27 protein-coding genes are annotated in these 23,332 nt (G+C 70.3%); 22 read left to right on the top strand and 5 right to left on the bottom strand.

Going from position 1 to position 23,332, the window contains the following annotated elements:
- Positions 1 to 5: 5 nt before the first annotated feature.
- On the bottom strand, positions 6 to 854 hold the full coding sequence (locus tag ACFY10_RS00860; protein ID WP_390662855.1) for an aminoglycoside N(3)-acetyltransferase: 849 nt from the start codon (positions 852 to 854) through the stop codon (positions 6 to 8).
- A 172-nt stretch (positions 855 to 1,026) separates the two neighbouring features.
- Here ACFY10_RS00860 and ACFY10_RS00855 point away from each other — a divergent pair, with 172 nt between their 5' ends.
- The 8 genes from ACFY10_RS00855 (at position 1,027) to ACFY10_RS00820 (ending at position 7,603) form a co-directional block, all read left to right on the top strand.
- Positions 1,027 to 1,779, top strand: a complete 753-nt coding sequence (locus ACFY10_RS00855) for a helix-turn-helix transcriptional regulator (protein WP_390662854.1) — start codon at positions 1,027 to 1,029, stop codon at positions 1,777 to 1,779.
- Positions 1,776 to 3,200, top strand: coding sequence for a Fe-S cluster assembly protein SufB (gene sufB, locus ACFY10_RS00850; RefSeq protein ID WP_390662853.1), 1,425 nt, complete (start codon positions 1,776 to 1,778; stop codon positions 3,198 to 3,200). The genes ACFY10_RS00855 and sufB overlap by 4 nt, the downstream gene beginning before the upstream one ends.
- Before the next feature lie 61 nt (positions 3,201 to 3,261).
- Positions 3,262 to 4,443, top strand: coding sequence for a Fe-S cluster assembly protein SufD (gene sufD, locus ACFY10_RS00845; RefSeq protein WP_390662852.1), 1,182 nt, complete (start codon positions 3,262 to 3,264; stop codon positions 4,441 to 4,443).
- The gene (locus ACFY10_RS00840) at positions 4,443 to 4,763 is read left to right on the top strand and encodes a non-heme iron oxygenase ferredoxin subunit (protein ID WP_388837943.1); all 321 of its coding nucleotides are present in this window, start codon (positions 4,443 to 4,445) and stop codon (positions 4,761 to 4,763) included. The genes sufD and ACFY10_RS00840 overlap by 1 nt, the downstream gene beginning before the upstream one ends.
- 7 nt (positions 4,764 to 4,770) lie before the next feature.
- On the top strand, positions 4,771 to 5,535 hold the full coding sequence (gene sufC / locus ACFY10_RS00835) for a Fe-S cluster assembly ATPase SufC (protein ID WP_390662851.1): 765 nt from the start codon (positions 4,771 to 4,773) through the stop codon (positions 5,533 to 5,535).
- Positions 5,532 to 6,788: a cysteine desulfurase gene (locus tag ACFY10_RS00830; protein ID WP_390662850.1), complete on the top strand. Its 1,257-nt coding sequence runs from the start codon at positions 5,532 to 5,534 to the stop codon at positions 6,786 to 6,788. The genes sufC and ACFY10_RS00830 overlap by 4 nt, the downstream gene beginning before the upstream one ends.
- An 18-nt stretch (positions 6,789 to 6,806) precedes the next feature.
- Positions 6,807 to 7,274, top strand: a complete 468-nt coding sequence (gene sufU, locus ACFY10_RS00825) for a Fe-S cluster assembly sulfur transfer protein SufU (protein WP_390662849.1) — start codon at positions 6,807 to 6,809, stop codon at positions 7,272 to 7,274.
- Positions 7,271 to 7,603 (top strand): metal-sulfur cluster assembly factor, encoded by a 333-nt coding sequence (locus ACFY10_RS00820; protein WP_132854537.1) that lies wholly within the window; start codon positions 7,271 to 7,273, stop codon positions 7,601 to 7,603. The genes sufU and ACFY10_RS00820 overlap by 4 nt, the downstream gene beginning before the upstream one ends.
- A gap of 60 nt (positions 7,604 to 7,663) precedes the next feature.
- Here the strand turns inward: ACFY10_RS00820 and ACFY10_RS00815 are convergent, their stop codons facing one another.
- Positions 7,664 to 8,494, bottom strand: coding sequence for an AbfB domain-containing protein (locus tag ACFY10_RS00815; protein ID WP_390662848.1), 831 nt, complete (start codon positions 8,492 to 8,494; stop codon positions 7,664 to 7,666).
- Positions 8,495 to 8,701: 207 nt separating this feature from the next.
- Here ACFY10_RS00815 and ACFY10_RS00810 point away from each other — a divergent pair, with 207 nt between their 5' ends.
- The 7 genes from ACFY10_RS00810 to ACFY10_RS00780 all read left to right on the top strand — a co-directional run bounded on the left by ACFY10_RS00810 (position 8,702) and on the right by ACFY10_RS00780 (position 14,775).
- Complete coding sequence (locus ACFY10_RS00810; protein WP_275771017.1) at positions 8,702 to 9,022, top strand: multidrug efflux SMR transporter; 321 nt, start codon at positions 8,702 to 8,704, stop codon at positions 9,020 to 9,022.
- Positions 9,022 to 9,558: a TetR/AcrR family transcriptional regulator gene (locus tag ACFY10_RS00805; protein ID WP_390662847.1), complete on the top strand. Its 537-nt coding sequence runs from the start codon at positions 9,022 to 9,024 to the stop codon at positions 9,556 to 9,558. Before ACFY10_RS00810 ends, ACFY10_RS00805 begins: the two co-directional genes overlap by 1 nt.
- 123 nt (positions 9,559 to 9,681) lie before the next feature.
- Positions 9,682 to 10,287, top strand: a complete 606-nt coding sequence (locus ACFY10_RS00800; RefSeq protein WP_390662846.1) for an RNA polymerase sigma factor — start codon at positions 9,682 to 9,684, stop codon at positions 10,285 to 10,287.
- A 2-nt stretch (positions 10,288 to 10,289) separates the two neighbouring features.
- Positions 10,290 to 11,264: a CU044_5270 family protein gene (locus ACFY10_RS00795; RefSeq protein ID WP_390662845.1), complete on the top strand. Its 975-nt coding sequence runs from the start codon at positions 10,290 to 10,292 to the stop codon at positions 11,262 to 11,264.
- A gap of 295 nt (positions 11,265 to 11,559) precedes the next feature.
- On the top strand, positions 11,560 to 12,849 hold the full coding sequence (locus ACFY10_RS00790) for an MFS transporter (protein WP_390662844.1): 1,290 nt from the start codon (positions 11,560 to 11,562) through the stop codon (positions 12,847 to 12,849).
- A gap of 148 nt (positions 12,850 to 12,997) precedes the next feature.
- Positions 12,998 to 13,987, top strand: coding sequence for a 2,3,4,5-tetrahydropyridine-2,6-dicarboxylate N-succinyltransferase (gene dapD / locus ACFY10_RS00785; RefSeq protein WP_390662843.1), 990 nt, complete (start codon positions 12,998 to 13,000; stop codon positions 13,985 to 13,987).
- 359 nt (positions 13,988 to 14,346) lie between these two features.
- On the top strand, positions 14,347 to 14,775 hold the full coding sequence (locus ACFY10_RS00780) for a hypothetical protein (protein ID WP_390662842.1): 429 nt from the start codon (positions 14,347 to 14,349) through the stop codon (positions 14,773 to 14,775).
- Positions 14,776 to 14,779: 4 nt separating this feature from the next.
- On the opposite strand, the gene ACFY10_RS00775 is transcribed toward ACFY10_RS00780, so the two are convergent.
- Together ACFY10_RS00775 and dapA are read right to left on the bottom strand one after the other, a co-directional pair.
- On the bottom strand, positions 14,780 to 15,283 hold the full coding sequence (locus ACFY10_RS00775; protein WP_390662841.1) for a hypothetical protein: 504 nt from the start codon (positions 15,281 to 15,283) through the stop codon (positions 14,780 to 14,782).
- Positions 15,284 to 15,391: 108 nt separating this feature from the next.
- Complete coding sequence (dapA, locus tag ACFY10_RS00770) at positions 15,392 to 16,282, bottom strand: 4-hydroxy-tetrahydrodipicolinate synthase (protein ID WP_390662840.1); 891 nt, start codon at positions 16,280 to 16,282, stop codon at positions 15,392 to 15,394.
- 160 nt (positions 16,283 to 16,442) lie between these two features.
- Between dapA and ACFY10_RS00765 the strand changes: the two genes are divergently transcribed.
- The 6 genes from ACFY10_RS00765 to ACFY10_RS00740 all read left to right on the top strand — a co-directional run bounded on the left by ACFY10_RS00765 (position 16,443) and on the right by ACFY10_RS00740 (position 19,650).
- Positions 16,443 to 16,577 carry a hypothetical protein gene (locus ACFY10_RS00765; protein ID WP_390662839.1) on the top strand — a complete coding sequence of 45 codons (135 nt, stop codon included), beginning with the start codon at positions 16,443 to 16,445 and terminating at the stop codon, positions 16,575 to 16,577.
- Positions 16,574 to 17,266, top strand: a complete 693-nt coding sequence (locus ACFY10_RS00760; protein ID WP_390662837.1) for a hypothetical protein — start codon at positions 16,574 to 16,576, stop codon at positions 17,264 to 17,266. The genes ACFY10_RS00765 and ACFY10_RS00760 overlap by 4 nt, the downstream gene beginning before the upstream one ends.
- Positions 17,267 to 17,340: 74 nt before the next feature.
- Positions 17,341 to 17,742: a phage holin family protein gene (locus tag ACFY10_RS00755; RefSeq protein ID WP_390662836.1), complete on the top strand. Its 402-nt coding sequence runs from the start codon at positions 17,341 to 17,343 to the stop codon at positions 17,740 to 17,742.
- Positions 17,739 to 18,149: a DUF3618 domain-containing protein gene (locus ACFY10_RS00750; RefSeq protein ID WP_390662835.1), complete on the top strand. Its 411-nt coding sequence runs from the start codon at positions 17,739 to 17,741 to the stop codon at positions 18,147 to 18,149. Before ACFY10_RS00755 ends, ACFY10_RS00750 begins: the two co-directional genes overlap by 4 nt.
- A 128-nt stretch (positions 18,150 to 18,277) precedes the next feature.
- Positions 18,278 to 18,886 carry an ArsR/SmtB family transcription factor gene (locus ACFY10_RS00745; RefSeq protein WP_390662834.1) on the top strand — a complete coding sequence of 203 codons (609 nt, stop codon included), beginning with the start codon at positions 18,278 to 18,280 and terminating at the stop codon, positions 18,884 to 18,886.
- Between the two features lie 20 nt (positions 18,887 to 18,906).
- Positions 18,907 to 19,650: an SRPBCC domain-containing protein gene (locus ACFY10_RS00740; RefSeq protein ID WP_390662833.1), complete on the top strand. Its 744-nt coding sequence runs from the start codon at positions 18,907 to 18,909 to the stop codon at positions 19,648 to 19,650.
- Positions 19,651 to 19,661: 11 nt separating this feature from the next.
- Here the strand turns inward: ACFY10_RS00740 and ACFY10_RS00735 are convergent, their stop codons facing one another.
- A complete protein-coding gene (locus tag ACFY10_RS00735; protein ID WP_390662832.1) occupies positions 19,662 to 21,488 on the bottom strand; it encodes an endonuclease/exonuclease/phosphatase family protein in 1,827 nt (608 codons plus the stop codon).
- 278 nt (positions 21,489 to 21,766) lie between these two features.
- Between ACFY10_RS00735 and ACFY10_RS00730 the strand changes: the two genes are divergently transcribed.
- A complete protein-coding gene (locus ACFY10_RS00730) occupies positions 21,767 to 23,203 on the top strand; it encodes a hypothetical protein (RefSeq protein WP_390662831.1) in 1,437 nt (478 codons plus the stop codon).
- Positions 23,204 to 23,332 lie beyond the last annotated feature (129 nt).

Here is a 23,332-nt window from a genome sequence, read left to right as displayed (position 1 = left end):
AGAGTCTAGGTTCGGGGTCGGCGGCCCGGACCGGCGGGTGCAGGATCTCCACCGGTCGGTATTTCGTCCTCCCGCGAGCGGTGCAGCGCCAGCCACCGCTGCGCGTACGCCACCGCGTCCGCCACGGGGAACAGCCGGGCGTCGGCGGCGCCCACCTTTGCGCGTACGACGGGACGGTCCCGCTCGAAGTCGTACCCCAGCTCGTCGAACCGCTCCGAGGTGATCGACACCTCGGTCACCACCTCCCAGCCCGCCGGACCGGGCCGGCCCACCTTCACGAGCGGTGACGGTATGCGGTACTCGGCCAGGTGGAAGCTGGTGCAGCTGTCATAGCCGGCGCCGAGCAGAAGCACCCGGGCGCCCAGGGACTCCAGCCGCGCCAGCGGGCTGTGCTCACCGAGTCGGCAGTCGGGAGCATGGCCGTCGATGACCTCCGCCGCGCGCGGGCCGAGCGCCGCGAAGGACGTCTGCGGGTGTGCGCTGCGCCGGGCGCCCGGCCAGGTGCGCACGGTCTCCGGGATCACGCCGACCCCGCGCGACGGCGTGATCAGCGGGTCGTAGGCGGGCATGGCGGCCCGTATCCGTTCCCACCACTCCTCCGGCACCGGAGGGTTCCCCCACAGCGCCGGTTCCGAGAGGTCGCCGGTCTGGGTCGGGACGACCAGGGTGCCCTCCGGGCCGAGCGCATCGAGCAGTCCTTGGACGACCGCGACAGGGCCCCCGCAGACCCAGCCGAGGCTGCTGAGCGAGGAGTGCACGAGAAGGGTCTCGCCGGTCTCGACGCCGAGCGTGCGCACCTGTGCGGCGAGTGTGTCGCGGGTGACAAGAGGGCCGGTCGGAGGGGGTGTCGACATGGTTGGGGAGTGTCCCGGAAGGGGCCCGGGCGCGCTACCGAATTGGCCGTCGTTTGATCGATCAAAGATCGTTTTCGCAGGTCAGGTTAGGGGTGCCTAAGTGACGCAGGGCACCGTCCACTGACCGGGACGCGGGTTGCCCGGCCCTGAGGAATTACGCAACAATGGCGTTGTGAAAAACGTCGGCGAGGCTCTGGAGACCCCCACGGGGGCGCACCAGGAAGAGCACGTGACCGGGGAGCGCTCCACGCGCAACCGGGTCGCGCGATCGATCCTGGACCACGGGCCGTCGACCGTCACCGAGCTGGCCGGGCGACTGGGGCTCACCCCCGCGGCCGTACGACGTCATCTGGACGCACTGGTCGCGGACGACGTCGTGGAGGCACGGGAGCAGCGGGTGTACGGCGCGCGGACGCGCGGCCGTCCCGCCAAGGTGTTCGCGCTGACCGACTGCGGCCGCGACGCCTTCGACCAGTCCTACGACAAGCTCGCCGCGGACGCTCTGCGCTGGATCTCGGAGCGCTTCGGCGGGGACGAGGCGGTCGTCGCCTTCGCGCGCGCGAGGATCGCCGAGCAGGCCGCCGCCTACCGCAAGGCGATCGAGGCCGCCGCCCCCGAGGAGCGCACCGAAGCCCTGGCCAAGGCCCTGAGCGCGGACGGGTACGCTGCTACGGCGCGCAGCGCCCCCCTCCCGCAAAAAGGCGAGCAGCTCTGCCAGCACCACTGCCCGGTGGCCCATGTCGCGGAGAAGTTCCCGCAGCTGTGCGAGGCGGAGACCGAGATCTTCTCCCAGCTGCTCGGCACGCACGTCCAGCGGCTGGCGACCATCGCGCACGGCGACGGCGTCTGCACGACGTTCATCCCAAAGATTTCCCAAGCCACCCATAACGCAACTGCAAGCACCGCCGGGAGGAACCCAGCATGACGCTCCCCATCGAGGAGACTGCCCACCCTGAGCTCGAGGGTCTGGGCAATTACGAATACGGCTGGGCCGACTCCGACGTGGCCGGTGCCTCTGCCAAGCGAGGCATCAACGAGGACGTCGTCCGGGACATCTCCGCGAAGAAGAACGAGCCGGAGTGGATGACCAAGCTCCGTCTCAAGGGCCTGCGCCTGTTCGAGAAGAAGCCCATGCCGAACTGGGGCTCGGACCTGTCGGGCATCGACTTCGACAACATCAAGTACTTCGTGCGCTCCACGGAGAAGCAGGCGGAGTCCTGGGAGGACCTGCCCGAGGACATCAAGAACACGTACGACAAGCTCGGCATCCCGGAGGCGGAGAAGCAGCGCCTCGTCGCCGGTGTCGCGGCCCAGTACGAGTCCGAGGTCGTCTACCACCAGATCCGCGAGGACCTGGAGGAGCAGGGCGTCATCTTCCTCGACACCGACACCGCGCTGAAGGAGCACCCGGAGCTCTTCAAGGAGTACTTCGGCACGGTCATCCCGGTCGGCGACAACAAGTTCGCGTCGCTGAACACCGCGGTGTGGTCCGGCGGCTCCTTCATCTACGTGCCGAAGGGCGTGCACGTGGAGATCCCGCTCCAGGCCTACTTCCGCATCAACACGGAGAACATGGGCCAGTTCGAGCGGACCCTGATCATCGTGGACGAGGGTGCCTACGTGCACTACGTCGAGGGCTGTACGGCGCCGATCTACAAGTCGGACTCGCTGCACAGCGCGGTCGTCGAGATCATCGTCAAGAAGAACGCCCGCTGCCGCTACACGACCATCCAGAACTGGTCGAACAACGTCTACAACCTGGTCACCAAGCGCGCCGTCGCCTACGAGGGCGCCACCATGGAGTGGATCGACGGCAACATCGGCTCCAAGGTGACGATGAAGTACCCGGCCGTCTACCTGATGGGCGAGCACGCCAAGGGCGAGACCCTCTCCATCGCCTTCGCGGGCGAGGGGCAGCACCAGGACGCCGGCTCCAAGATGGTCCACATGGCGCCGAACACCTCCTCCAACATCGTCTCCAAGTCGGTGGCGCGCGGTGGCGGTCGTACGTCCTACCGCGGTCTCGTCGAGATCGGCGAGGGCGCCCACGGCTCCAAGTCGAACGTGCTGTGCGACGCGCTGCTCGTCGACACCATCTCCCGCTCCGACACGTACCCCTACGTGGACGTCCGTGAGGACGACGTGTCCATGGGCCACGAGGCGACCGTCTCCAAGGTCTCCGATGACCAGCTCTTCTACTTGATGAGCCGCGGTCTGAGCGAGTTCGAGGCGATGGCGATGATCGTGCGCGGCTTCGTCGAGCCCATCGCGAAGGAGCTGCCCATGGAGTACGCCCTCGAGCTCAACCGGCTGATCGAGCTGCAGATGGAAGGCGCGGTCGGTTAAGACCCACCTCCCGAAGCAGTAGCCAGATTTCTTGACGTAGGAAGAGAGCAGACCGACAGCCATGGCTGAGGCTCAGAACATTCCGGTGGGGTCCACCACCGCCGGCCAGATCGCGGTGGCCGCCGAGTCGACCGTCGCCACGCGCATGAGCGCGCCCCCGTCCTTCGACGTGGCGGACTTCCCGGTCCCGCACGGCCGCGAGGAGGAGTGGCGGTTCACTCCGCTGGAGCGCCTGCGCGGGCTGCACGACGGCACCGCCGTCGCGACCGGCGAGGGCGTGAAGGTCGCCGTCGAGGCCCCCGAGGGCGTCACCGTCGAGACCGTCGGCCGTGACGACGCGCGCCTCGGCAAGGCGGGCACCCCGGTGGACCGCGTCGCCGCCCAGGCGTACTCGGCGTTCGAGAAGGCCGGCGTGATCACCGTCCCCAAGGAGACGGTCCTCACCGAGCCGATCCGCATCGCCGTGCACGGCGAGGGCGGGGTCGCCTACGGTCACCAGGTCGTGGAGCTCGGAGCCTTCGCCGAGGCCGTCGTCGTCATCGACCACACCGGTGACGCGGTGCTCGCCGCCAACGTCGACTACATCCTGGGCGACGGCGCCAAGCTGACCGTCGTCTCGGTCCAGGACTGGGACGACAAGGCCGTGCACGTCGGCCAGCACAACGCGCTGATCGGCCGGGACGCCACCTTCAAGTCGTTCGTGGTCACCTTCGGCGGAGACCTCGTGCGCCTGCACCCGAGGGTCGCCTACGCCGGGACCGGCGGCGAGGCCGAGCTCTTCGGCCTGTACTTCACGGACGCCGGCCAGCACCAGGAGCACCGCCTCCTGGTCGACCACAACACCCCGCACTGCAAGTCGAACGTCGCCTACAAGGGCGCGCTCCAGGGCGAGGCCGCCCACGCGGTGTGGATCGGCGACGTCCTCATCGAGGCCAAGGCCGAGGGCACGGACACGTACGAGATGAACCGCAACCTCGTCCTGACGGACGGCGCGCGGGTCGACTCGGTCCCGAACCTGGAGATCGAGACCGGCGAGATCGTCGGCGCAGGCCACGCCTCGGCGACCGGCCGCTTCGACGACGAGCAGCTCTTCTACCTGATGGCCCGCGGCATCCCGGCCGACGAGGCCCGTCGCCTGGTGGTCCGCGGCTTCTTCGCCGAGCTGGTCCAGCAGATCGGCGTCGACGACATCCAGGAACGTCTTCTCGTGAAGATCGACGAGGAGCTGGAGGCCACGGTCTGATGTCGGCTTTCGTACGCGCCTGCGGGCTGAGCGAGCTCGAGGAGGACACCCCCAAGCGGGTGGAACTCGACGGCACGCCGGTCTCGGTCGTCCGTACCGAGGGCGAGGTCTTCGCGATCCACGACATCTGCTCGCACGCGAACGTCTCGCTCTCCGAGGGCGAGGTGGAGGACTGCCAGATCGAGTGCTGGCTGCACGGCTCCAGCTTCGACCTCCGCACCGGCAAGCCGTCCGGCCTGCCCGCGACGCGCCCCGTCCCCGTATACCCCGTAAAGATCGAAGGGGACGACGTGCTCGTCTCCCTCACCCAGGAGTCCTGAGGCACCCATGGCAACGCTTGAAATCCGAGACCTGCACGTCACCGTCGAGGCCGACAACGCCACGAAGGAGATCCTCAAGGGTGTCGACCTGACCGTGAAGCAGGGCGAGACGCACGCCATCATGGGCCCGAACGGCTCCGGTAAGTCGACCCTCGCCTACTCCCTCGCGGGTCACCCGAAGTACACGATCACCGGCGGCACCGTCACCCTCGACGGCGAGGACGTCCTGGAGATGTCCGTCGACGAGCGCGCCCGCGCGGGCCTGTTCCTGGCGATGCAGTACCCGGTCGAGGTCCCGGGTGTCTCCGTGTCGAACTTCCTGCGCACCTCCGCCACCGCCATCCGCGGCGAGGCCCCCAAGCTGCGCACCTGGGTGAAGGAGGTCAAGGAGACCATGGAGCGTCTCAACATGGACCCCTCCTTCGCCGAGCGCAACGTCAACGAGGGCTTCTCCGGCGGTGAGAAGAAGCGCCACGAGATCCTCCAGCTCGAACTGCTCAAGCCGAAGGTCGCGATCCTGGACGAGACGGACTCCGGTCTGGACGTCGACGCGCTCCGCATCGTCTCCGAGGGCGTCAACCGCGTCCGTGAGACGGGCGAGGTCGGCACCCTGCTGATCACGCACTACACGCGCATCCTGCGCTACATCAAGCCCGACTACGTCCACGTCTTCTCCGGCGGTCGCATCGTCGAGTCCGGCGGCGCCGAGCTCGCCGACAAGCTGGAGGACGAGGGCTACGAGGCATACACGAAGGGTGGCGCATCCGAGTGACCCAGCTGCCGGGCCTTCTCGACACCGAGGCGATCCGCAAGGACTTCCCCATCCTGGACCGTCAGGTCCACGACGGGCAGAAGCTCGTGTACCTGGACAACGCGGCGACCTCGCAGAAGCCGCGCCAGGTGCTCGACGCCCTGAACGAGTACTACGAGCGCTACAACGCCAACGTCCACCGCGGTGTGCATGTGCTCGCCGAGGAGGCCACGGCGCTGTACGAGGGCGCGCGGGACAAGGTCGCGTCGTTCATCAACGCGCCGAGCCGCGACGAGGTGATCTTCACCAAGAACGCCTCCGAGTCGCTCAACCTCGTGGCGAACATGCTGGGTTGGGCCGACGAGCCCTACCGCGTGGACCACGAGACCGAGATCGTCATCACGGAGATGGAGCACCACTCCAACATCGTCCCGTGGCAGCTGCTCTCGCAGCGCACGGGCGCGAAGCTGAAGTGGTTCGGCCTGACCGACGACGGCCGCCTCGACCTCTCCAACATCGACGAGATCATCACCGAGAAGACGAAGATCGTCTCCTTCGTGCTGGTGTCGAACATCCTCGGCACGGTCAACCCGGTCGAGGCGATAGTCCGCCGTGCCCAGCAGGTCGGTGCGCTGGTCTGCATCGACGCCTCGCAGGCCGCCCCGCACATGCCGCTGGACGTCCAGTCGCTGCAGGCCGACTTCGTGGCCTTCACCGGCCACAAGATGTGCGGTCCGACGGGCATCGGCGTCCTCTGGGGCCGCCAGGAACTCCTGGAGGACCTGCCCCCGTTCCTCGGTGGCGGCGAGATGATCGAGACGGTGTCGATGCACTCCTCGACCTACGCCCCGGCACCGCACAAGTTCGAGGCGGGCACCCCGCCGATCGCGCAGGCCGTGGGCCTGGGCGCGGCGATCGACTACCTGTCCTCGATCGGCATGGACAAGATCCTCGCCCACGAGCACGCGCTCACCGAGTACGCGGTGAAGCGGCTGAGCGAGGTCCCGGACCTGCGGATCATCGGCCCGACCACGGCCGAGGAGCGCGGCGCGGCGATCTCCTTCACGCTCGGCGACATCCACCCGCACGACGTGGGCCAGGTCCTCGACGAGCAGGGCATCGCGGTCCGCGTCGGCCACCACTGCGCGCGGCCCGTCTGCCTGCGCTACGGAATTCCTGCGACCACGCGAGCGTCGTTCTATCTGTACTCCACGCCGGCCGAGATCGACGCGTTGATCGACGGCCTGGAGCACGTACGGAACTTCTTCGGCTGAAGGGCGTGAGCTGAGACCGTGAAGCTGGACTCGATGTACCAGGAAGTCATCCTGGACCACTACAAGCACCCGCACGGACGGGGCTTGCGGGATGGCGACGCCGAGGTGCACCACGTCAACCCGACGTGCGGCGACGAGATCACCCTGCGCGTGAAGTACGACGGCACGAAGATCGAGGACGTCTCGTACGAGGGCCAGGGCTGCTCGATCAGCCAAGCCTCGGCCTCCGTCCTGAACGAACTGCTGGTCGGCAAGGACCTGGCGGACGCCCAGAAGATCCAGGAGACCTTCCTGGAACTGATGCAGTCCAAGGGCCGGATCGAGCCGGACGACGCGATGGAGGAGATCCTGGAGGACGCGGTCGCGTTCTCCGGTGTCTCCAAGTACCCGGCCCGGGTCAAGTGCGCCCTCCTCAGCTGGATGGCGTGGAAGGACGCGACGGCCCAGGCCCTGGGCGGAGCCGACGCCGAAAGGAACACGGCATGAGTGACACCGTTGAGATCAAGCCCGCCTCGGAGGAGGAACTCCGCGAGGCCCTGATGGACGTCGTCGACCCCGAACTCGGCATCGACGTCGTCAACCTCGGCCTGATCTACGGCATCCACGTCGACGACGCGAACATCGCGACCGTCGACATGACCCTGACCTCGGCGGCCTGCCCGCTGACGGACGTCATCGAGGACCAGGCCAAGTCCGCCACGGACGGCCTCGTCAGCGAGCTGCGCATCAACTGGGTCTGGATGCCGCCGTGGGGTCCCGACAAGATCACGGACGACGGGCGGGAGCAGCTGCGGGCGCTCGGGTTCAACGTCTGAGGTCCACCCGCTGGTTGAAGAGAACGGCGACGCCCTGAGGGCGTCGCCGTTCTCGTGCTCTCAGGTGAGCCCGGCCACGAACCGGAACGCCGAATCCGCCCGGTAGAGGTCGCCGTTCTGGAACGGATCCAGCTTGAGCTGGAAGTTCTGGTGGCGCAGGAAGCGGCCGGGGTAGTTCACCGACTCCAGCATCACAGCGCCCGCGTACGACGACGGCCGGGGGCAGAAGGTCGCGTCCTGCTTGAAGAGGCTCGAGCCGTCGTTGCGTTCGGAGCGGAGCAGGAAGCTGCGGTGGCGCAGGTATGTGCCGTCGTGCGTGGCGAAGGAGTAACAGGAGCTGTCGGCCAGGCCCTTGACCACCTTGAAGGTGGCGTTCTGCCGGGCGGAGGCCGAGTTGACCGGGTCGAGCTTCACGTAGTCGCCGCTCACATGCCAGTAGCGGTCGGGGTAGTTCACCGACCGTACGGACCTGTAGGTGGCCGACGGCTTCGGATCGCTCGGCGAACTCGCGTGGGACGTGGGCGACTTGGACGGCTCGGTGCCGCCGGTCGCGGAGTCGCGCGGGCTGGGCGCAGGGGACGTAATGGTCTGCGCGGACGACGGACCGCTCTTGCCGGCGGACGTCGTGACGCCGGTCGTGGACGGGGTGGCGAAGGAGATCAGGCCGGGGGGCGTCTCGGCGACGGAGGACGACGGGAGCCCGGACGCTCGTGACGGAGCGTCAGAACTGTTGTCCATCACGGCTATTGCCGTCGCACACGCGACGATCGTGGCCAGGGCCAGCGCGCCGGCCAGCCAGAGTCTTCGGGTTCCGGGGGCCCGGGACGTGTCGGGGGTCCAGCCGTTCTCCCAGGGTTGCTTCGGGGGCGGCTCGGGGGTGGTTTGTGGCATGCGCTGTTCCTCCAGCGGCGCCCGAGGCGGCGGCCGGGGGTGTGAAGGTGGGGTGGGTGAGCGGTGAAACCCTAGTGGAGCTGGGGGAGTGCCGGGAGCGGTTTGCAGCGAGCGATTTCCGTGAATGTTGAACCTCCCCATGTGGAATGCCGGACTTCGCATCCGGCGCGAGCGCCGTTGTAAGCGCTGTTATGTACACTCGTACGCATGGCATTCCTGATTCTCCTCGCGGCCATCGGCGCCGAGGTGGGCGGCACCACCGCCATGAAGTTCAGCCACGGCTTCAGCCGGCTGTGGCCGACGGTGCTCACGCTCGTCGGATACGGACTCTCCTTCGCGCTGCTCGCCCAGACGCTGAAGACCATGTCGGTCGGCACGGCCTACGCGATCTGGGCCGGCCTCGGCACGGCGGCGATCGTGGCGATCGGGACGCTCTTCCTCGGGGAGGGGATGACCGTTCAGAAGGCCGTCGGCATCGCGCTGATCATCGTGGGGGTCGTGGTGCTCAACCTGGGGGGCGCGCACTGATGCCCCGCCGCTACGACCCCGACCGCCGCCAGCGGATCATCGACGCGGCGATCCGGGTGGTGGGGGCCAAGGGCCTGGCCGGCCTGAGCCACCGCACGGTCGCGGCCGAGGCGGACGTACCGCTCGGCTCGACGACGTACCACTTCAAGACCCTCGACGAGCTGGTGGTCGCCGCGCTGCGCCAGGCCAGCGAGGGCTTCGCCAAAGTGGTCGCCTCGCGCGGCGGCCTGGAGGACCCGCACGCCGACCTGGCCGCCGAACTCGCCGGCTGGCTGGGCGAGTGGCTGGCCGGCGACCGCACCGGCGTGGAGCTGGAGTACGAGCTCTACCTCGCCGCCCTGCGCCGCCCCGCCCTGCGCCCGGTCGCCGCCGAGTGGGCCGAGGACCTCGCGGAGCGGATCTCACGGCGCACCGACCCGGTCACGGCCCGGGCGCTGGTCGCGCTGATGGACGGCATCTGCCTGCAGGTGCTGCTGACGGGGACGCCGTACGACGAGGGGTACGCGCGCGAAGTGCTGGCGCGCATGATTCCCTGACGCCCGCCCCTGCCGTCCCTGTTCTTCTGTCGTGCGCATGTCTTTCCGGAAACCGTGAACTCTCCGCCGTCCATCGGGGAACAGGAGGTGACACGCACACACCGATGAAGCAGGGGGAGCCTTGTGAGCGGAGCACCGCCGCCCATGGCGCGGACGGAGGACGACGCGGCGATCATCGCGCAGTCGCTGGAGCAACCGGAGCTGTTCGCCCTGCTCTACGACCGCTACGCGTCCGACATCCACCGCTACGCGGCCCGCCGCCTGGGCGACACCACGGCCGACGATGTCACCGCGGACACCTTCCTCGTCGCCTTCCGCATCCGCTCCCGCTACGACCTGACGCGCGCCAACGCGCGCCCGTGGCTGTACGGCATCGCGGGCAACCTCATCGGCAAGCAGCGCCGTGCCGAGGTGCGGGCGCTCAGGGCACTGGCCCGCACCGGGCACGACCCGGTCACCGACTCCTGGGGCGCGTCCTGGGTCGAGGACACCGACAGCCGGATCGCCGCACAGGGCCCGCTGGCCGGTGCCCTCGCCGTGCTCTCGGCCGGCGACCGGCACGTGCTGCTGCTCATCGCCTGGGCGGAGCTCACCTACGAGGAGGCCGCAGAGGCGCTCGACATCCCGGTCGGCACGGTCCGCTCCCGGCTCAACCGGGCGCGGCGCAAGGTCCGTACGGCGCTGGGAGCCGATCCCGCATTCATGAGCGACGCGGCGGAGGTGGCGTAGCGATGGACGAGATGACGAAGGTGCGCGAGCTGCGCGTAAACGCCCCGCTGCCCGACCGCGCACGGCTCGCGCCGGGGCGGGCGCGGCTGGTCGCGGCGGCACGGGCCGGGGAGCGGCGCCGGGCGGTGTGGCGGCGACGGGAGTTCGTGATCGTCGGGGTCGTGGCGGCGGTGACCGCGGTCGCCGTCACCGTCTCCCTGCTGGTGGGCGGTGGCGGCACCGGGCGGAGGGTGCAGCCCGCGGTCACGCCGAGCGTGAGCCTCGAGGGCGTGAGCGCGGCCGAGTTCCTGGAGCAGGCGGCCGACGTCCTGGAGGCGCAGCCGGACATCACCCCGCCGACGGCCCAGAAGTGGATCTACACCAAGCAGGCGGACGAGTCGCCGGACAAGCAGAAGGGCGGGCTGCCGTGGGCCGAGCACGAGCAGTGGATCCGCTACGACGGCTCCGCGATGGCTTTCCAGCAGCTCGACGCCAAGGGCCGTCCCCTCAAGATCCACGTTCAGCCGATGCACCTGGAGAACGGCGGGGAGGGTGACGACCGCTCGGAGCGCGAGATGTACCGGGTGCTCGCCGCGCTGCCGGCCGGCGGTGAGGCGACGCTCAAGGTGCTGCGCGAGAAGAACGCCATCGCCGACATCAACGGAGCGTCCCAGGCGCAGAACGACTATCAGGAGATCGCCGTCCTGATGGCCGCCGACGTGATGCCGCCCAGGGGGCTGGCCTCCCTCTACCGGGCCCTCGCGGCCCTGCCGGGCGGGAAGGTCGTCGACCACCTGGTCAAGACGGCCTCCGGGCGCCAGGTGATCGCGCTGGACTTCCCCCGGCAGGAGAAGGGCGGGTCGGGACGCAACCAGTGGCTCATCGACCCGCAGACCTACCGGATCGTCGGCGAGCGTCTGGTCGAGGGGAACAAGATCCTCGGTGGTGGCTCGCTCGTCGCGACGGCCGTGGTGGACAAGCCGGGCGACCGCGGCTGACACCCCCGAACCCCGGCGGCCCGCACCACGAGGGGAGTGCGGGCCGCCCGGATCATTCCTGCGAACCGAGCCGCCGGACCGCGCTGAGCGCTGCCTCGACAGCCCCTCCTCCTGGGTGAACGCCCGCTGTTCGTACGGGCGTTGGGTGGAGACCCCGTGCACGGCGCCACCGCGCAACTCGCCCGTGTGGTCGAGGAGTTGAAGCAGCCGTCCTTGACCTGAGGCTGTCACCGTGTCCATAGTGAGTTCCTAAAAGGAACTGACTCGGTTGTCGGTCTGTGAACGGGGGGAACGGGTGCGAGCGCTGCGAGAGGTGCCGCGGCCGGTCTGGCTGCTGGCCTGCGGAACGTTCGTGAACATGGTCGTGAGCGTGAGCTTCGCCTACACGTTCCTGTACCTGACCGGACCGCGCGGGCTGGGGTCGGGCGAGGCCGGGGTCCTCAGCGGAACGGCCGGGATCGGCCTCGTGGCGGGGAACTTCACGGGCGGCTGGTACGGCGACCGGTTCGGCCACCGGCGTGTGCTCCTGGCGGGCGCCGCGGGCTCGGGCCTGACACTGGCCGCCGTACCGCTCCTGCCCACGCCCGCACTGTTCGCCGCACTGCCGCTGGCCCAGTACCTGGCCGGCGTACAGCGCGCCTCGAACTCCGCGCTCGTCGCGACGATCGTGCCCGAGGGGGCGCGGCGGCAGGCGTTCGCGGTGATGCGGGCGGCGTCCAACGGGGGGTTCACGGTGGGGCCGGTGCTCGGGGCGCTGGTCGCGACACGGTTCTCGTACGACTGGCTGTATCTGGCGGAGGGGCTCGGGAGCCTGGGGCTGGCGGCCTGGACGGCGCGGGTGGTGAGCGGGCCGAGCGTGCCCTCCCGCCGGGGGCGCCCGGCCGCGGAGCCCGGCGCCGGCCGGGGCGGCGGAGTGTGGCCGGCTCTGCGGGCCAGGCCCGCGGTGCTGGTGCTGTTGCCGGCGATCGTGGTGATCGACGTCGTGTACCGGCAGCAGTACTCGACCTTCCCCGTCTTCCTGGCCGACCACGGGATGGACGCGCGGGTGTACGGGGCGCTCCTCGCGATCAACGGCGGTCTGCTGCTGTGCCTGGAGCTGCCGGTGGCGCTGGCGTTGCGCCGGAGGTCGCCACTGCGGATCGTGGGGAGCGGGTTGTTGCTGGTCGCGGGCGGGTACGGGGTGCTGCTGCTCGGGACGGGGGTCGGCACGGCGGCGGTGATGATGGCGTTGCTGACCCTCGGGGAGGCCCTGTACAAGACGACCGCCACGGCGTACGTCGCCGATCAGGCGCCGGACCATGTGCTGGGGCGGTTCCAGTCGCTGTATGCCGGGGCTTCGATCAGCGGGGTGGTGCTGGCGGCGCCGCTGGGCGGGGCGCTGTACGAGGCGGCGCCCGGTGCGGTGTGGCCGGTGTGTGCGGGGCTGGGGGCGGTGGCCGCAGTGGCGGTGCTGGTGGCGGGTGGGCGGGGTGCGTCTCGGTACGCCGAGGGTTCTCGCCCCCGCCGCCCCTACCCGTCCCGTCCCAGGGGCGCCGCCCCTGCTGCCCCGCTGGGGGCTGCGCCCCCAGACCCCCCTTCGGCCTGAACGGCCTCGTCCTCAAACGCCGGACGGGCTGTGCAGTGCCCGCGTGGTCTCGTCCTCAAACGCCGGACGGGCTGCAGGGGCGCCCGATCGCTGAGACGTCACCCTTGCTGGTTGGCCTGCGCGGCCTCCCGCCGGTTAGGTTGCCCTCATGACCGACACGACTGCTCCTCGTACCACCGGCGCCGTGGCCGCCGGCCTCGCCACGATCGCCGCCGACGGCACTGTTCTCGACACCTGGTTCCCCGCGCCCGCGCTCAGCGAGGAGCCCGGCCCGTCCGGCACCGAGCGGCTGTCCGCCGAGAAGGCCGTGGAGCTGCTCGGCGAGGGTGCGGCGAACGCGATCGGTCCGGACGCCCGCCGAGGCGTCGAGGTGGTCGCGGTGCGCACGGTCATCTCCACGCTCGACGAGAAGCCGATCGACGCGCACGACGTCTACCTGCGCCTGCACCTCCTCTCCCACCGGCTGGTCAAGCCGCACGGCCAGAGCCTGGACGGCATGTTCGGCTTCCTCGCCAACGTCGCCTGGACCTCGCTCGGCCCGGTCGCCGTCGACGACGTCGAGAAGGTGCGGCTCAACGCCCGCGCCGAGGGCCTGTACCTCCAGGTGACGTCGATCGACAAGTTCCCGCGCATGACGGACTACGTCGCCCCGAAGGGCGTCCGCATCGCCGACGCCGACCGGGTGCGCCTCGGTGCGCACCTCGCCGAGGGCACCACCGTGATGCACGAGGGCTTCGTCAACTTCAACGCGGGCACGCTCGGCACGTCGATGGTCGAGGGCCGTATCTCCGCGGGTGTCATCGTCGGCGACGGCTCCGACATCGGCGGCGGCGCCTCCACCATGGGCACCCTCTCCGGCGGCGGCAACGTCATCATCTCCATCGGCGAGCGCTGCCTGATCGGCGCCGAGGCGGGCGTCGGCATCGCGCTCGGCGACGAGTGCGTGGTGGAGGCCGGGCTGTACGTCACCGCCGGCACCCGCGTGACCATGCCCGACGGGCAGATCGTCAAGGCCCGCGAACTCTCCGGCGCCTCCAACATCCTCTTCCGCCGCAACTCGGTCACCGGCACGGTCGAGGCCCGCCCGAACAACGCGGTCTGGGGCGGTCTGAACGAGATCCTGCACAGCCACAACTGATCACCGGCGGCCGCGGCCGCCGAACTTGCACACCCCGCAGGGGGGCGTAACGTCAGTTATGCCCCCCTTACGGCATTTCCTGGGCCATGCCCAGAACGCCTCCGTGACCCCGAGGCGCTGCCAAGGGGAGGTGGTGGTCTTGATCGGATACGGCGTCGCGGGGCTGGGCACGGGCACCCGCAGAAGTGCGGCGAGGCTTCTCACGTCTCGTCATCTCGTCGTGCCCCGTCAGCGCGGCCCTCCGCATGACGAAGTGCAGCCAAGCGCCGGTTCAGGTGGCCGGGCCTCCGGCCGACGCCCTCGGGCACATCCACACTTCGAATCGCGCTGCGAATGAGGCAATTCCCATGCGACGAAGCATGCGACGAAGCGCACTGTTCCTACTTCCCGCGGCGACGGCGACGGCCGCCGTGTCACTGCTTGCGGGTCCCGCTTATGCGGGCAGCCCGCACTTCATCAGCAACGCCACCTCCGTGTCCCGGTCGGACAACACGCTGACCGTCAGCGGCAAGGAGGCCGGGCTCGGCGACGAGGCTCAGGTACACGTCGTCCTGAGCGCCACCGCCCTGTGCATCAACAACGGCGGCCACCACCCCCACGCGGTCAACAAGGAGTCCGTCAACGCCGCGGGCGACTTCCCGGTGCAGAACGGCAAGGCCGACTTCTCGCTGTCGGTGACGGCCGTCTTCCAGCCGGAGTGCAGCCCGCCGATGACCGTTTCGTTCACCGGCGTCACACTCAACGACACCACCAACAACGTCTCCCTCGGCATCCCCGGCACCTTCTGAGTGATCATCCCCGGACGGCGGCTGCGAACTCCGCCAGCGCCGCGAAGTCGTCCTCCCGGAGGCCGATCCGCGGGTTGACGTGGTGCAGCAGTGCAGGGCCTGGGTGGACGGCAGCCACGTGCGCCTTGTCCGCCGGGCCCTGCTCGTCGTCCACCCAGGCGAACGGGCGGCCCCCGGCGTACGCCACGATCGCCTCCGTCTTCCAGTGCACCCCGTCGGGCCGGAACGCGAACAGACTCGCGCCGAAGTCGACGTACGGCAGCTCGGGCAGGCCGACGACGGGGGCGATCCAGCGGTTGGCGGCGTCCATCCATGTCGTGGCCCAGCAGAGGTCGTAGTCGAGGGCGAGCAGCGCCGGGCCGTGGGAGGGGTTCAGCCAGACCCGCAGGGCCCGGCCCGGATGCAGGGCCACCCCGATCGTCGTATAGCCCTCGGGGCGTCGCTCGGGCTTTGCGGCCCACGGGTTGAGCGGGCCGTCGACGTCGAGGAACAGCAGGGGGCGGCTCACAGCAACAACGTACGGAAAAATTCCTCGCCCGGGCAGGCATGGCCGCGCACGGCCGTACGCGTCACAAGGGGCACAGGGGCGGACCCGTCTTCGCCGAGCGCTGAGCGCTCAGCCGGTCACACACTCCTCGTAGGCCGCCAGCAGCCCGTCGACCGCCTCGCGGCCGGCGGGCCGCAGCGGGGCGCGGACCGGGCCCGCGGGCAGGCCGAGTTCGGTGAGGAGGGCCTTCGCGGTGACCGTGCCGGGCAGGCCCGCCGACATCATCGACTCGATGAGCGGTGTGGCGCGTTGCTGGAGGTGGGCGGACACGGGGGTGTCTCCCGCCTCGAACGCGTCGATGACCGCGCGGAGTTGCTCCGGAACCACGTTCGCGACCGTGCTGATGTAGCCCGCGCCGCCCACCGCGTACAGGGCGAGGTTGTGTTCGTCGCAGCCCGCGTAGTACGCCAACTCCGTGCGGGAGAGCACCTTTTGGGCCGCGAGGAAGTCGTAGGAGCAGTCCTTGACCGCCACGATCCGGGGGTGCTCGGCGAGCCGGATCATCGTGTCGGGCTCGATACGGGTGCCGGTGCGGCCCGGGATGTCGTACAGCACGACCGGCAGCCCGGACGCGTCCGCGACCGTCCGGAAGTGCTCCTCCAGCGCATCCTGCGGGGGCCTGCTGTAGTACGGGCTGACCACCAATACGGCGTCCGCGCCCGCCTTTTCGGCCTCCAGCGCGAGTTCCACCGTGTGCCGGGTGTCGAAGGTCCCGACGCCCGTCACGATCGACGCCCGGCCGCCCACCGCCTCCCGCACCGCCTCGACCAGCGCCGCCTTCTCGGCGTCCGTGGTGGTCGGCGACTCGCCCGTCGTACCGGAGAGCACCAGACCGTCGCACCCCCGGGAGACCAGGTGGTCGGCGAGCCGCTGCGCCCCGTCGAGATCGAGCGCACCCTCCTCGGTGAAGGGCGTGATCATTGCGCAGAGGGCACGGCCGAAGGGGGCGTCAGTCGTCATGTGCTCAGTCTCGGCGGACCGACAGTGAAGCTCCACTTAATTCTTCTACGAGATATTGATAAGCGTTGCTGTGTTGTGGCTGGCCAGGCCCTATGTCCATTTCGCCCGCCATGGGTCAGCATGGTCGTGACGGTCATCGGCATCGGCCCATGGAGGCGTCATGAAGCTCGGCAAGGCACTGGCCACCGGAGTCGCGGAGGAGCAGCCGCGGATCCATGAGGAAGAGCTCGAACTGCCCGAGGAGACCCAGGACGTCGAGGCGTCCGCGCGCGAAGAGGTTCCGGCGACCCGATGAGACTGCGGCTTCCGGAGGAACGCCCGACGGAGCCGCCGACCGGATACAAGATCGCCCACCCGGTGCTGTCCCAGGACGGCACCCGGGCCGGGTTCACCGGTGTGTCGCTGGGCGGCGCGCTGCCGTACGGCGTCCTGGCCGACGCGTCCTGCGTCTACGGCCTGCGCCACCGGGCACCGCACCGCCGCTGCGACTGCGGCTTCCACTGCGTGCACGACCGCACGGCGGCCGAGGCGTTGCTGTGCACGGCCGAGCACCGGGCGGCCGTCCTGCTCGAAGTGCTGGTCCTCGGCCGCTACATCCGCTTCGAGCGCGGCTTCCGCTACGCCCGCCAGCGGGTACGGACCGTCACGGTCGGCCCCTGTGCGTGCGGCACACTCGCCGCCGCGCTGGCCGACGTGGGCTGGGGCCGCCCCGGCTGGCGCGCGCTGGCCCCCTCCTGTACGGGCTGCGTCCGCGGCCGTACGTCCGTCTCGCTCGCCGCGTTCGCGCGGCTGGCCGGGGAGGGGCTGCGGGTGGTGGCAGGCAGCGGCGACGTGCTGCCGTCGGCGGACCTCGCGCTGCCCGAAGGGCTCGGCGTGCCCGAACTGGTCGCCGAGGCGGCCCTGTTGCAGGCCCGCCTCGACTGGTTCCAGACCCAGCTCGGCCGGCTCGGCGAGCGCGGGCCGGGCGGCGGCAGGCAGGGGTAGCGGGGGCCCGGCAGGGGTACCCGGCGTGTTCCGAACGAGAGGAAACCGAGAGGAACACGAGAGGAGGCGACCCCGTGACCGGGACCATGCATCCCCGGCCGGTGCGCGAGGGGTACCACTCGGCGGGCGAGCTCGTCGGGCAGGCCACCGAACAGCTTTCCCGGCTCGTACGCCAGGAAGTGGCCCTCGGCGAGAAGGAACTCTCCGCCAGGGGTCGGCGCGCCGGACGCGGCGGCGGACTGCTCGGCGCCGCGGGTGCGTTCGCCTACACCGGTCTGCTCGGGCCGGCCGGCGCGGCCGTCGCCGCCCTCTCGCTGACGCTGCCGGTCTGGGCCGCGGCGCTCGCCGTGACGGCAGGGCTGCCGGCCGTGACCGGCCGCGCACAGCTGCGCCGCGCCGCACCGCCCACGCCCGAGGAGACCCTGGGCAGCGTCAGGGGCGACGTGGAGGAGATCAGGGAAAGGGCACACCGATGACGGACAGGACACCGCACAGGGCAGGGCCGCAGGGGTCAGGCACCGAGGACGCGCCGGCGGCCGGCGCGAAGGGGCCCGAGGAGCTGCGGCGGCAGATCGAGCGGACACGCAGCCAACTCGGCGAAACCGTCGAGGAGTTGGCGGCCAGGATGGATGTGAAGGGACGCGCACGGGCCCGGGCGGCCGACCTCAGGGACCGGGCGGGCGCGATGACCGTGCAACTGCGCAGCACCGCCGCGCAGGCCGGCCACGCCGCGCACGAGAGGGCCGCGCACGCCGGTCACAAGGTCCACGACGAGGCGGCCAGGACGGTGGATGTACGGCATCCGCGGCCCGCGCTGGTCGTCGGTGCGGCGGTGGCCGTGGCCGTGGCCGCGGTGGTGGCCTGGAGGTATGCCAGGCGGTAGCGGGCGGAGGCAGAGCAGTACGTCAGATGCCGGCCGGCACTCTTCGGTGCCGGCCGGCATCTTTTCGGCCTCTCACCGAAAACTGAAGCCGTCTGGACAAAAAAAGTTTTCGGTGGGACGGTGGACGCATGCTGGACGTGACCGTGATCGAGGACGCCGAGGCCGCCGCCGTCTCCCTGGACCCCATAAGAGCCCGCCTGCTCGCCGAGCTGGCGGCCGGACCCGCGTCGGCGGCGATGCTGGCCGGCAAGGTCGGCCTGCCGCGGCAGAAGGTGAACTACCACCTCAAGGCACTGGAGCGGCACGGCCTGGTGGAGCTGGCCGGTGAGCGCCGCAAGGGCAATGTCACCGAGCGGCTGATGCAGGCGACCGCGGCGTCGTACGTGATCTCGCCGCTCGCGCTCGCCGCCGTCCAGCCGGACCCGGACCGCTTCCGCGACCAGCTGTCCGCGCGCTGGCTGCTTGCCCTGGGCGCCCGCCTGGTGCGGGACGTCGGCTCGCTGATCACCGGTGCCGCCAAGGCCCGCAAGCGGCTGGCCACGTACGCGCTGGACGGCGAGGTGCGCTTCGGCTCGGCCGCGGACCGGGCCGCGTTCATCCAGGAGCTGACGGCCTCGGTCGCCGCGCTGATCCACAAGTACGACGCCCCGGGCGCGGAGGACGGCCGTGATCACCGGATCGTCGTGGCCGTCCATCCCACGGTCAAGCCGCAGAATCCCGAACTCACCGACCAGTAAACGTAGTTGAGGAGCCCGCCATGTCCCAGGACAAGGAATTCGAGATCGTCCGCGAGTTCGAGGTCGACGCCACGCCCGAGCAGGTGTGGGAGGCGATCACGAACGGCACCGGCGCCTACCTGTGGCCGATGGACCCGCCCGAGCCCCGGGTGGGTGGCAAGGCCGCCTTCGGCTCCACGGTCACCGCCTACGACCCGCCGCACCACCTCACCGTACGCAGCGAGGACGTCGGCTTCCCCATCCAGAGCGTCAACCAGCTCGACCACACCATCGAGGCGCGCGACGACGGGCGGCGCGCCTGGGTGCGGTACGTGCACAGCGGCATCTTCACCGACGACTGGGACAACCAGTACGACGGCGCGAGCAAGCACACCGACTTCTATCTGCACACCCTGCGCGAGTACCTCACGCACTTCGCGCCCCGCCCGGTCGCCTTCGCCCAGCTCGACGGGCCGGCGGCCTCGCAGACCTCCGATGCCTTCGCCGCCGTCGGGCGTGCGCTCGGGCTCGCGGACGACGCCGCGGCGGGCACGCGGGTGCAGGCGCGCGGGCCGGAGGGGCAACTCCTCGGCGCCGTACTCGACTTCCGCAACCCGTACTTCATCGGGCTGCGCACCGGCAGCGCCCTCATCCGCTTCTTCGGACGCAACCACTGGGGCGCCCCGGTCGGCATCAGCATCCACGACTTCGCACCGGACGCGGACGCCAAGGCGAACGAACTCGCCTGGCAGGACTGGCTGAACGGCGTGTTCAGCCAGTCCTGACAAGGGGCCCGTTACGGGTGGAAGCGCAGCACCTGCGGGTCGTGGTCGCTGATCTGGTCGTTGAACTCCGAGTTGATGTGCACGCTGTCGTACTCGAAGTCGCAGCCGCGCCGGATCGACGGGCTGATCAGGATCTGGTCCAGGACCTGCTGGTTGCCCTGGTAGTCGTAGGTGTAACGCTCGCTCTTCGGCAGCGACTTGATCGCCGACCAGAGCTCGCCGTCACCCTCCAGGATCTTGGCGGTGCCGGAGAAGTCGAAGTCGTTCATGTCGCCGAGCGCGATGACGTCCGCGTTCTTCTGGACGTCCAGGATGCTCTTGACGAACGCGTTGACCAGTGTCGCCTGGGCGTGGCGCTGGGTCTCCGAGCTGCGGGTCGGGGGCTGGTACTGCGCGGTCAGCCCCTGGTCGCCGCCCTTGGAGTTCAGGTGGTTGGCGATCACGAAGACCGTGCGGCCACGGAAGACGAACTCGGCGGCCAGCGGCTTGCGGCTGGACTTCCAGGCGTCGTTGGACGGGTCGACACGGCCGGGGGAGGCCGTCAGCTGCGCCTTGCCGTTCACCTTGGTGACACCGACCGCGGTGGTGGAGTCGCCGCCCGCGCGGTCCACGAAGGACACCCGCTCCGGGTTGAAGAGGAGGACCTGGCGGATGTTGCCGCCGGGCTCGCCGCCGTCCTGGTCGTTGACCGGGCTGATCGAGCGCCAGTCGTACTTCGGGCCGCCCGCCGCGACGATCGCGTCGATCAGCTTGTTCACCGTCACGTCGGCGGCGACCGTGCCGTCGTCCGTCGCGCCGTTGTTGTCCTGGATCTCCTCCAGGGACACGATGTCGGGCGACTGCAGGTTGTTCACGATCGCGGCGGCATGCGCGTCGAAGGTCTTGTCGGACGGGTCGAGGTTCTCGACGTTGTACGTCGCCACCGCCAGCTCGCCGCGCGACTGCTTCTGCGTCGTCTCGCGCTCCAGGCCGCCGCTCTTCAGCGTGCCGAGCTGGTTCGCGACCAGGGTGTAGCCGCCGAACTGGTTGAAGTCCAGCGGGCCGGCCGTGGTGCCGGTCAGCGTGTCGCCGACGTTCGCCTTCGGGAAGTCGGCCGTCGAACCCAGCGACTGGATCTGCAGACGGCCGGTGTTCTGCGAGTCGTAGGAGCCGTACAGCGTGCCGCCGCGGTGTGTGCGGTGCTCGTGCGGCTTCACCGTGACCCACAGCTCGGAGTACGGGTCGGTGGCCGTGACCACGCGGGCGTCGGCGACCTGGACGTTCATGCCCTCCAGGGACTCGTAGTAGTCCAGGGCGTACGTCGACGGCTGCAGGGTCAGGCCGTTGATCGAGCCGCTCGCGGCCGTGTCGCCGGCCGGGGTGTACTCGCTCGGCACCGACTTCGCGTCGACCACCGTCGGGGCCGGCACCGCGTTGCCGGTCGACACGGTGGTGACCGTCGGCTTGGTGATCTCGGTGACCGACTGGTTGCCGGACGAGGCACCGCCCGGGACGTACTCGGAGACCGTGCCGGTGACCGTGACGGAGTCACCGACGGCGGCCTTCGGCGTGGAGCTGGTGAAGACGAATATGCCCTCACTGGTGGCCTGATTGTCGTCCGGGTTCGGATCCTGGATCCAGAAACCTCTGGAGGAGCCGTAGGTGCGCACGCCGGTGACAATTCCGGCCACGTCCGTGACCTTCTGGCCGGCGTACGGAGAAATGCGCGTACTGCCCTGGATGTCATGGATGCGCACGGAGTCGGCGTGCGCGGGCGAGGTCAGGGCGACGGCGGACGCCGCGGAACAGACAGCGGCGACGGTGAGCGCGGCGAGACGCGCGGAAGACTTGCTCGGCAACGGGATCCCTCCGGGGACATGCGTGGGTGCCGGGACGAGGGTGGTGCGTGGGACGGTCGGAGGCCGCGACCGGTGGGGCGGTGGCGACGCGCGTAGAAATTACAGTGAACATGTGTCCGCCGGGTTTCTACGCGCGTCAATCTCCTGCGTTCTCAGGCCACTTGTCAAGGTTTCGGCCATGTACGCATGGGGTCCGGGAGATGAACCGGGCGGCATGGGTGGAAATCCGTCTAGGCTGAGCGTTTGAGTGGTACGACACGCCCGAGGAGAACCAGCCGATGTCAGACAGCTCCCCCCTGCCGCCGGTGCGGCTGCATCCCGAAGCGGAGCTGGCGCGGGACGCGTTGGCCACGCCGCTGCTCTCCCGGGCCGCGCGGCTCGCCCGCTGGGCCGGGCCGGACACGCGCGTCGACGCCGGGGGCGGGCTTGCCGAGGAACAGCTGCCGGCCGCCGCAGAGCTGCTCGGGCTGAGCGGGGACGACGCCGCGGCCTTCGCGAGCGAGGCCTGGCAGGTCGCCCTGGACACCGGGCTCGTCGAGATCGTCGACGAGGACGAGGGCACCGTCGCCGCCGGCGAGGACCTGGCGCTGCTCACCCAGGGCTCGCCGCACGAAGTGCTGGCTGTGTGGCAGGAGGCCCTGGAGACGGTGCTCGCCGACGCGAGCGTCCCCGACCTGGACGACCTGGAAGGCGCCCTCGACGAGGCAGGCGAGATCGACTTCTCCCAGCTGGAGTGGGACCCGGAGGCGGAGGCCGAGTTCCTCGACGGTGTCCTCGGCAACCTGTACCTGCTCACCGTCAGCGAGGACGGCCCCGGCGACTCGCCCGTACCGCTGCCCGCCCTCGCCGCGTCGATGATCGTGCCCAGCGACATGGGGGAGCCCACCAACGACGTCCTGGAGCAGGTCTCCGACGCGATGATGCGGCTCGACGACCAGTTCCGGCTGCTGGAGCCGGTGGGACTCGTCGAGTACCAGCCGGTCGACGAGGCGCTGATGGCAGACCCCGAAGACGATGCGGCGGAACCCGCGGCGCGGCCCGACGACACCGACGTCTCGCGCTACGGCATGGTGCGGCTGACCCCCCTCGGCCTGTACGGGCTGCGGGCGCGGCTGCTGGAGGCCGGGCTGACGGCGCCCGCGGTGGGCGACCTCGTGGACAAGGGCGCAGACGCGCTGCTCGACGGGACGGCCACCTTCCCCCAGGCCGCGGCGCAGGCCGAGACCGAACAGTGGCTGGCCCGCCGCGAACCTCTGGCCGCGGCGCGGGAGTTGCTGGCGGCGGCCCGTGGCGTGGACGCCGGCGCGCCCCTGCGCCGGCTGCGCTGCCAGCAGGCGCTGTCGCTCGTCGGCGCCGAGGCCGAACCCGCACTGCGGGAGGTCCTCGACGACGCGGAGCTGGGCGGACTCGCCCGGGTCTGGCTGACCGAGCACGGCGCACCGGACGTACCGGCCCCGTCCGAGGCGATGATCTTCTGGCTGACCATCGACACGATCGCCGCGCAGCTGGCTGCGGAGGGGAACTCCGAGGAGCTGCGGGCGCTGGTGCAGGGGTTGGCCGCGCAGCACGGCGGCTTCTTCGCGGCCGCCTGGCGGGTCGACCATCCCGCTACGGCGGACGTGCTGGAGGCCATGGGGCGGCTGCACCCCGACAAGCGGATCGCGAAGGAAGCGCGGAAGGCTGCCTTCAAGGCGCGTTCGCAGCAGGGGAGTTGACGTCGTTGTGGGGGGGGGGGGGGGGGGCCCCCCCCCCCCCCCCCCCCGGGGGGCGCCCCCCCCCCCCGGGGGGCGGGCGGGTTGGGTTTAAACCACACGGCCCCCCTGTTAACCCTACGTAACCCCGTC

Source organism: Streptomyces sp. NPDC001401 (assembly GCF_042895385.1).
Classification (GTDB): Bacteria; Actinomycetota; Actinomycetes; order Streptomycetales; family Streptomycetaceae; genus Streptomyces.
This window is presented reverse-complemented; position numbering and strand designations above follow the sequence as displayed.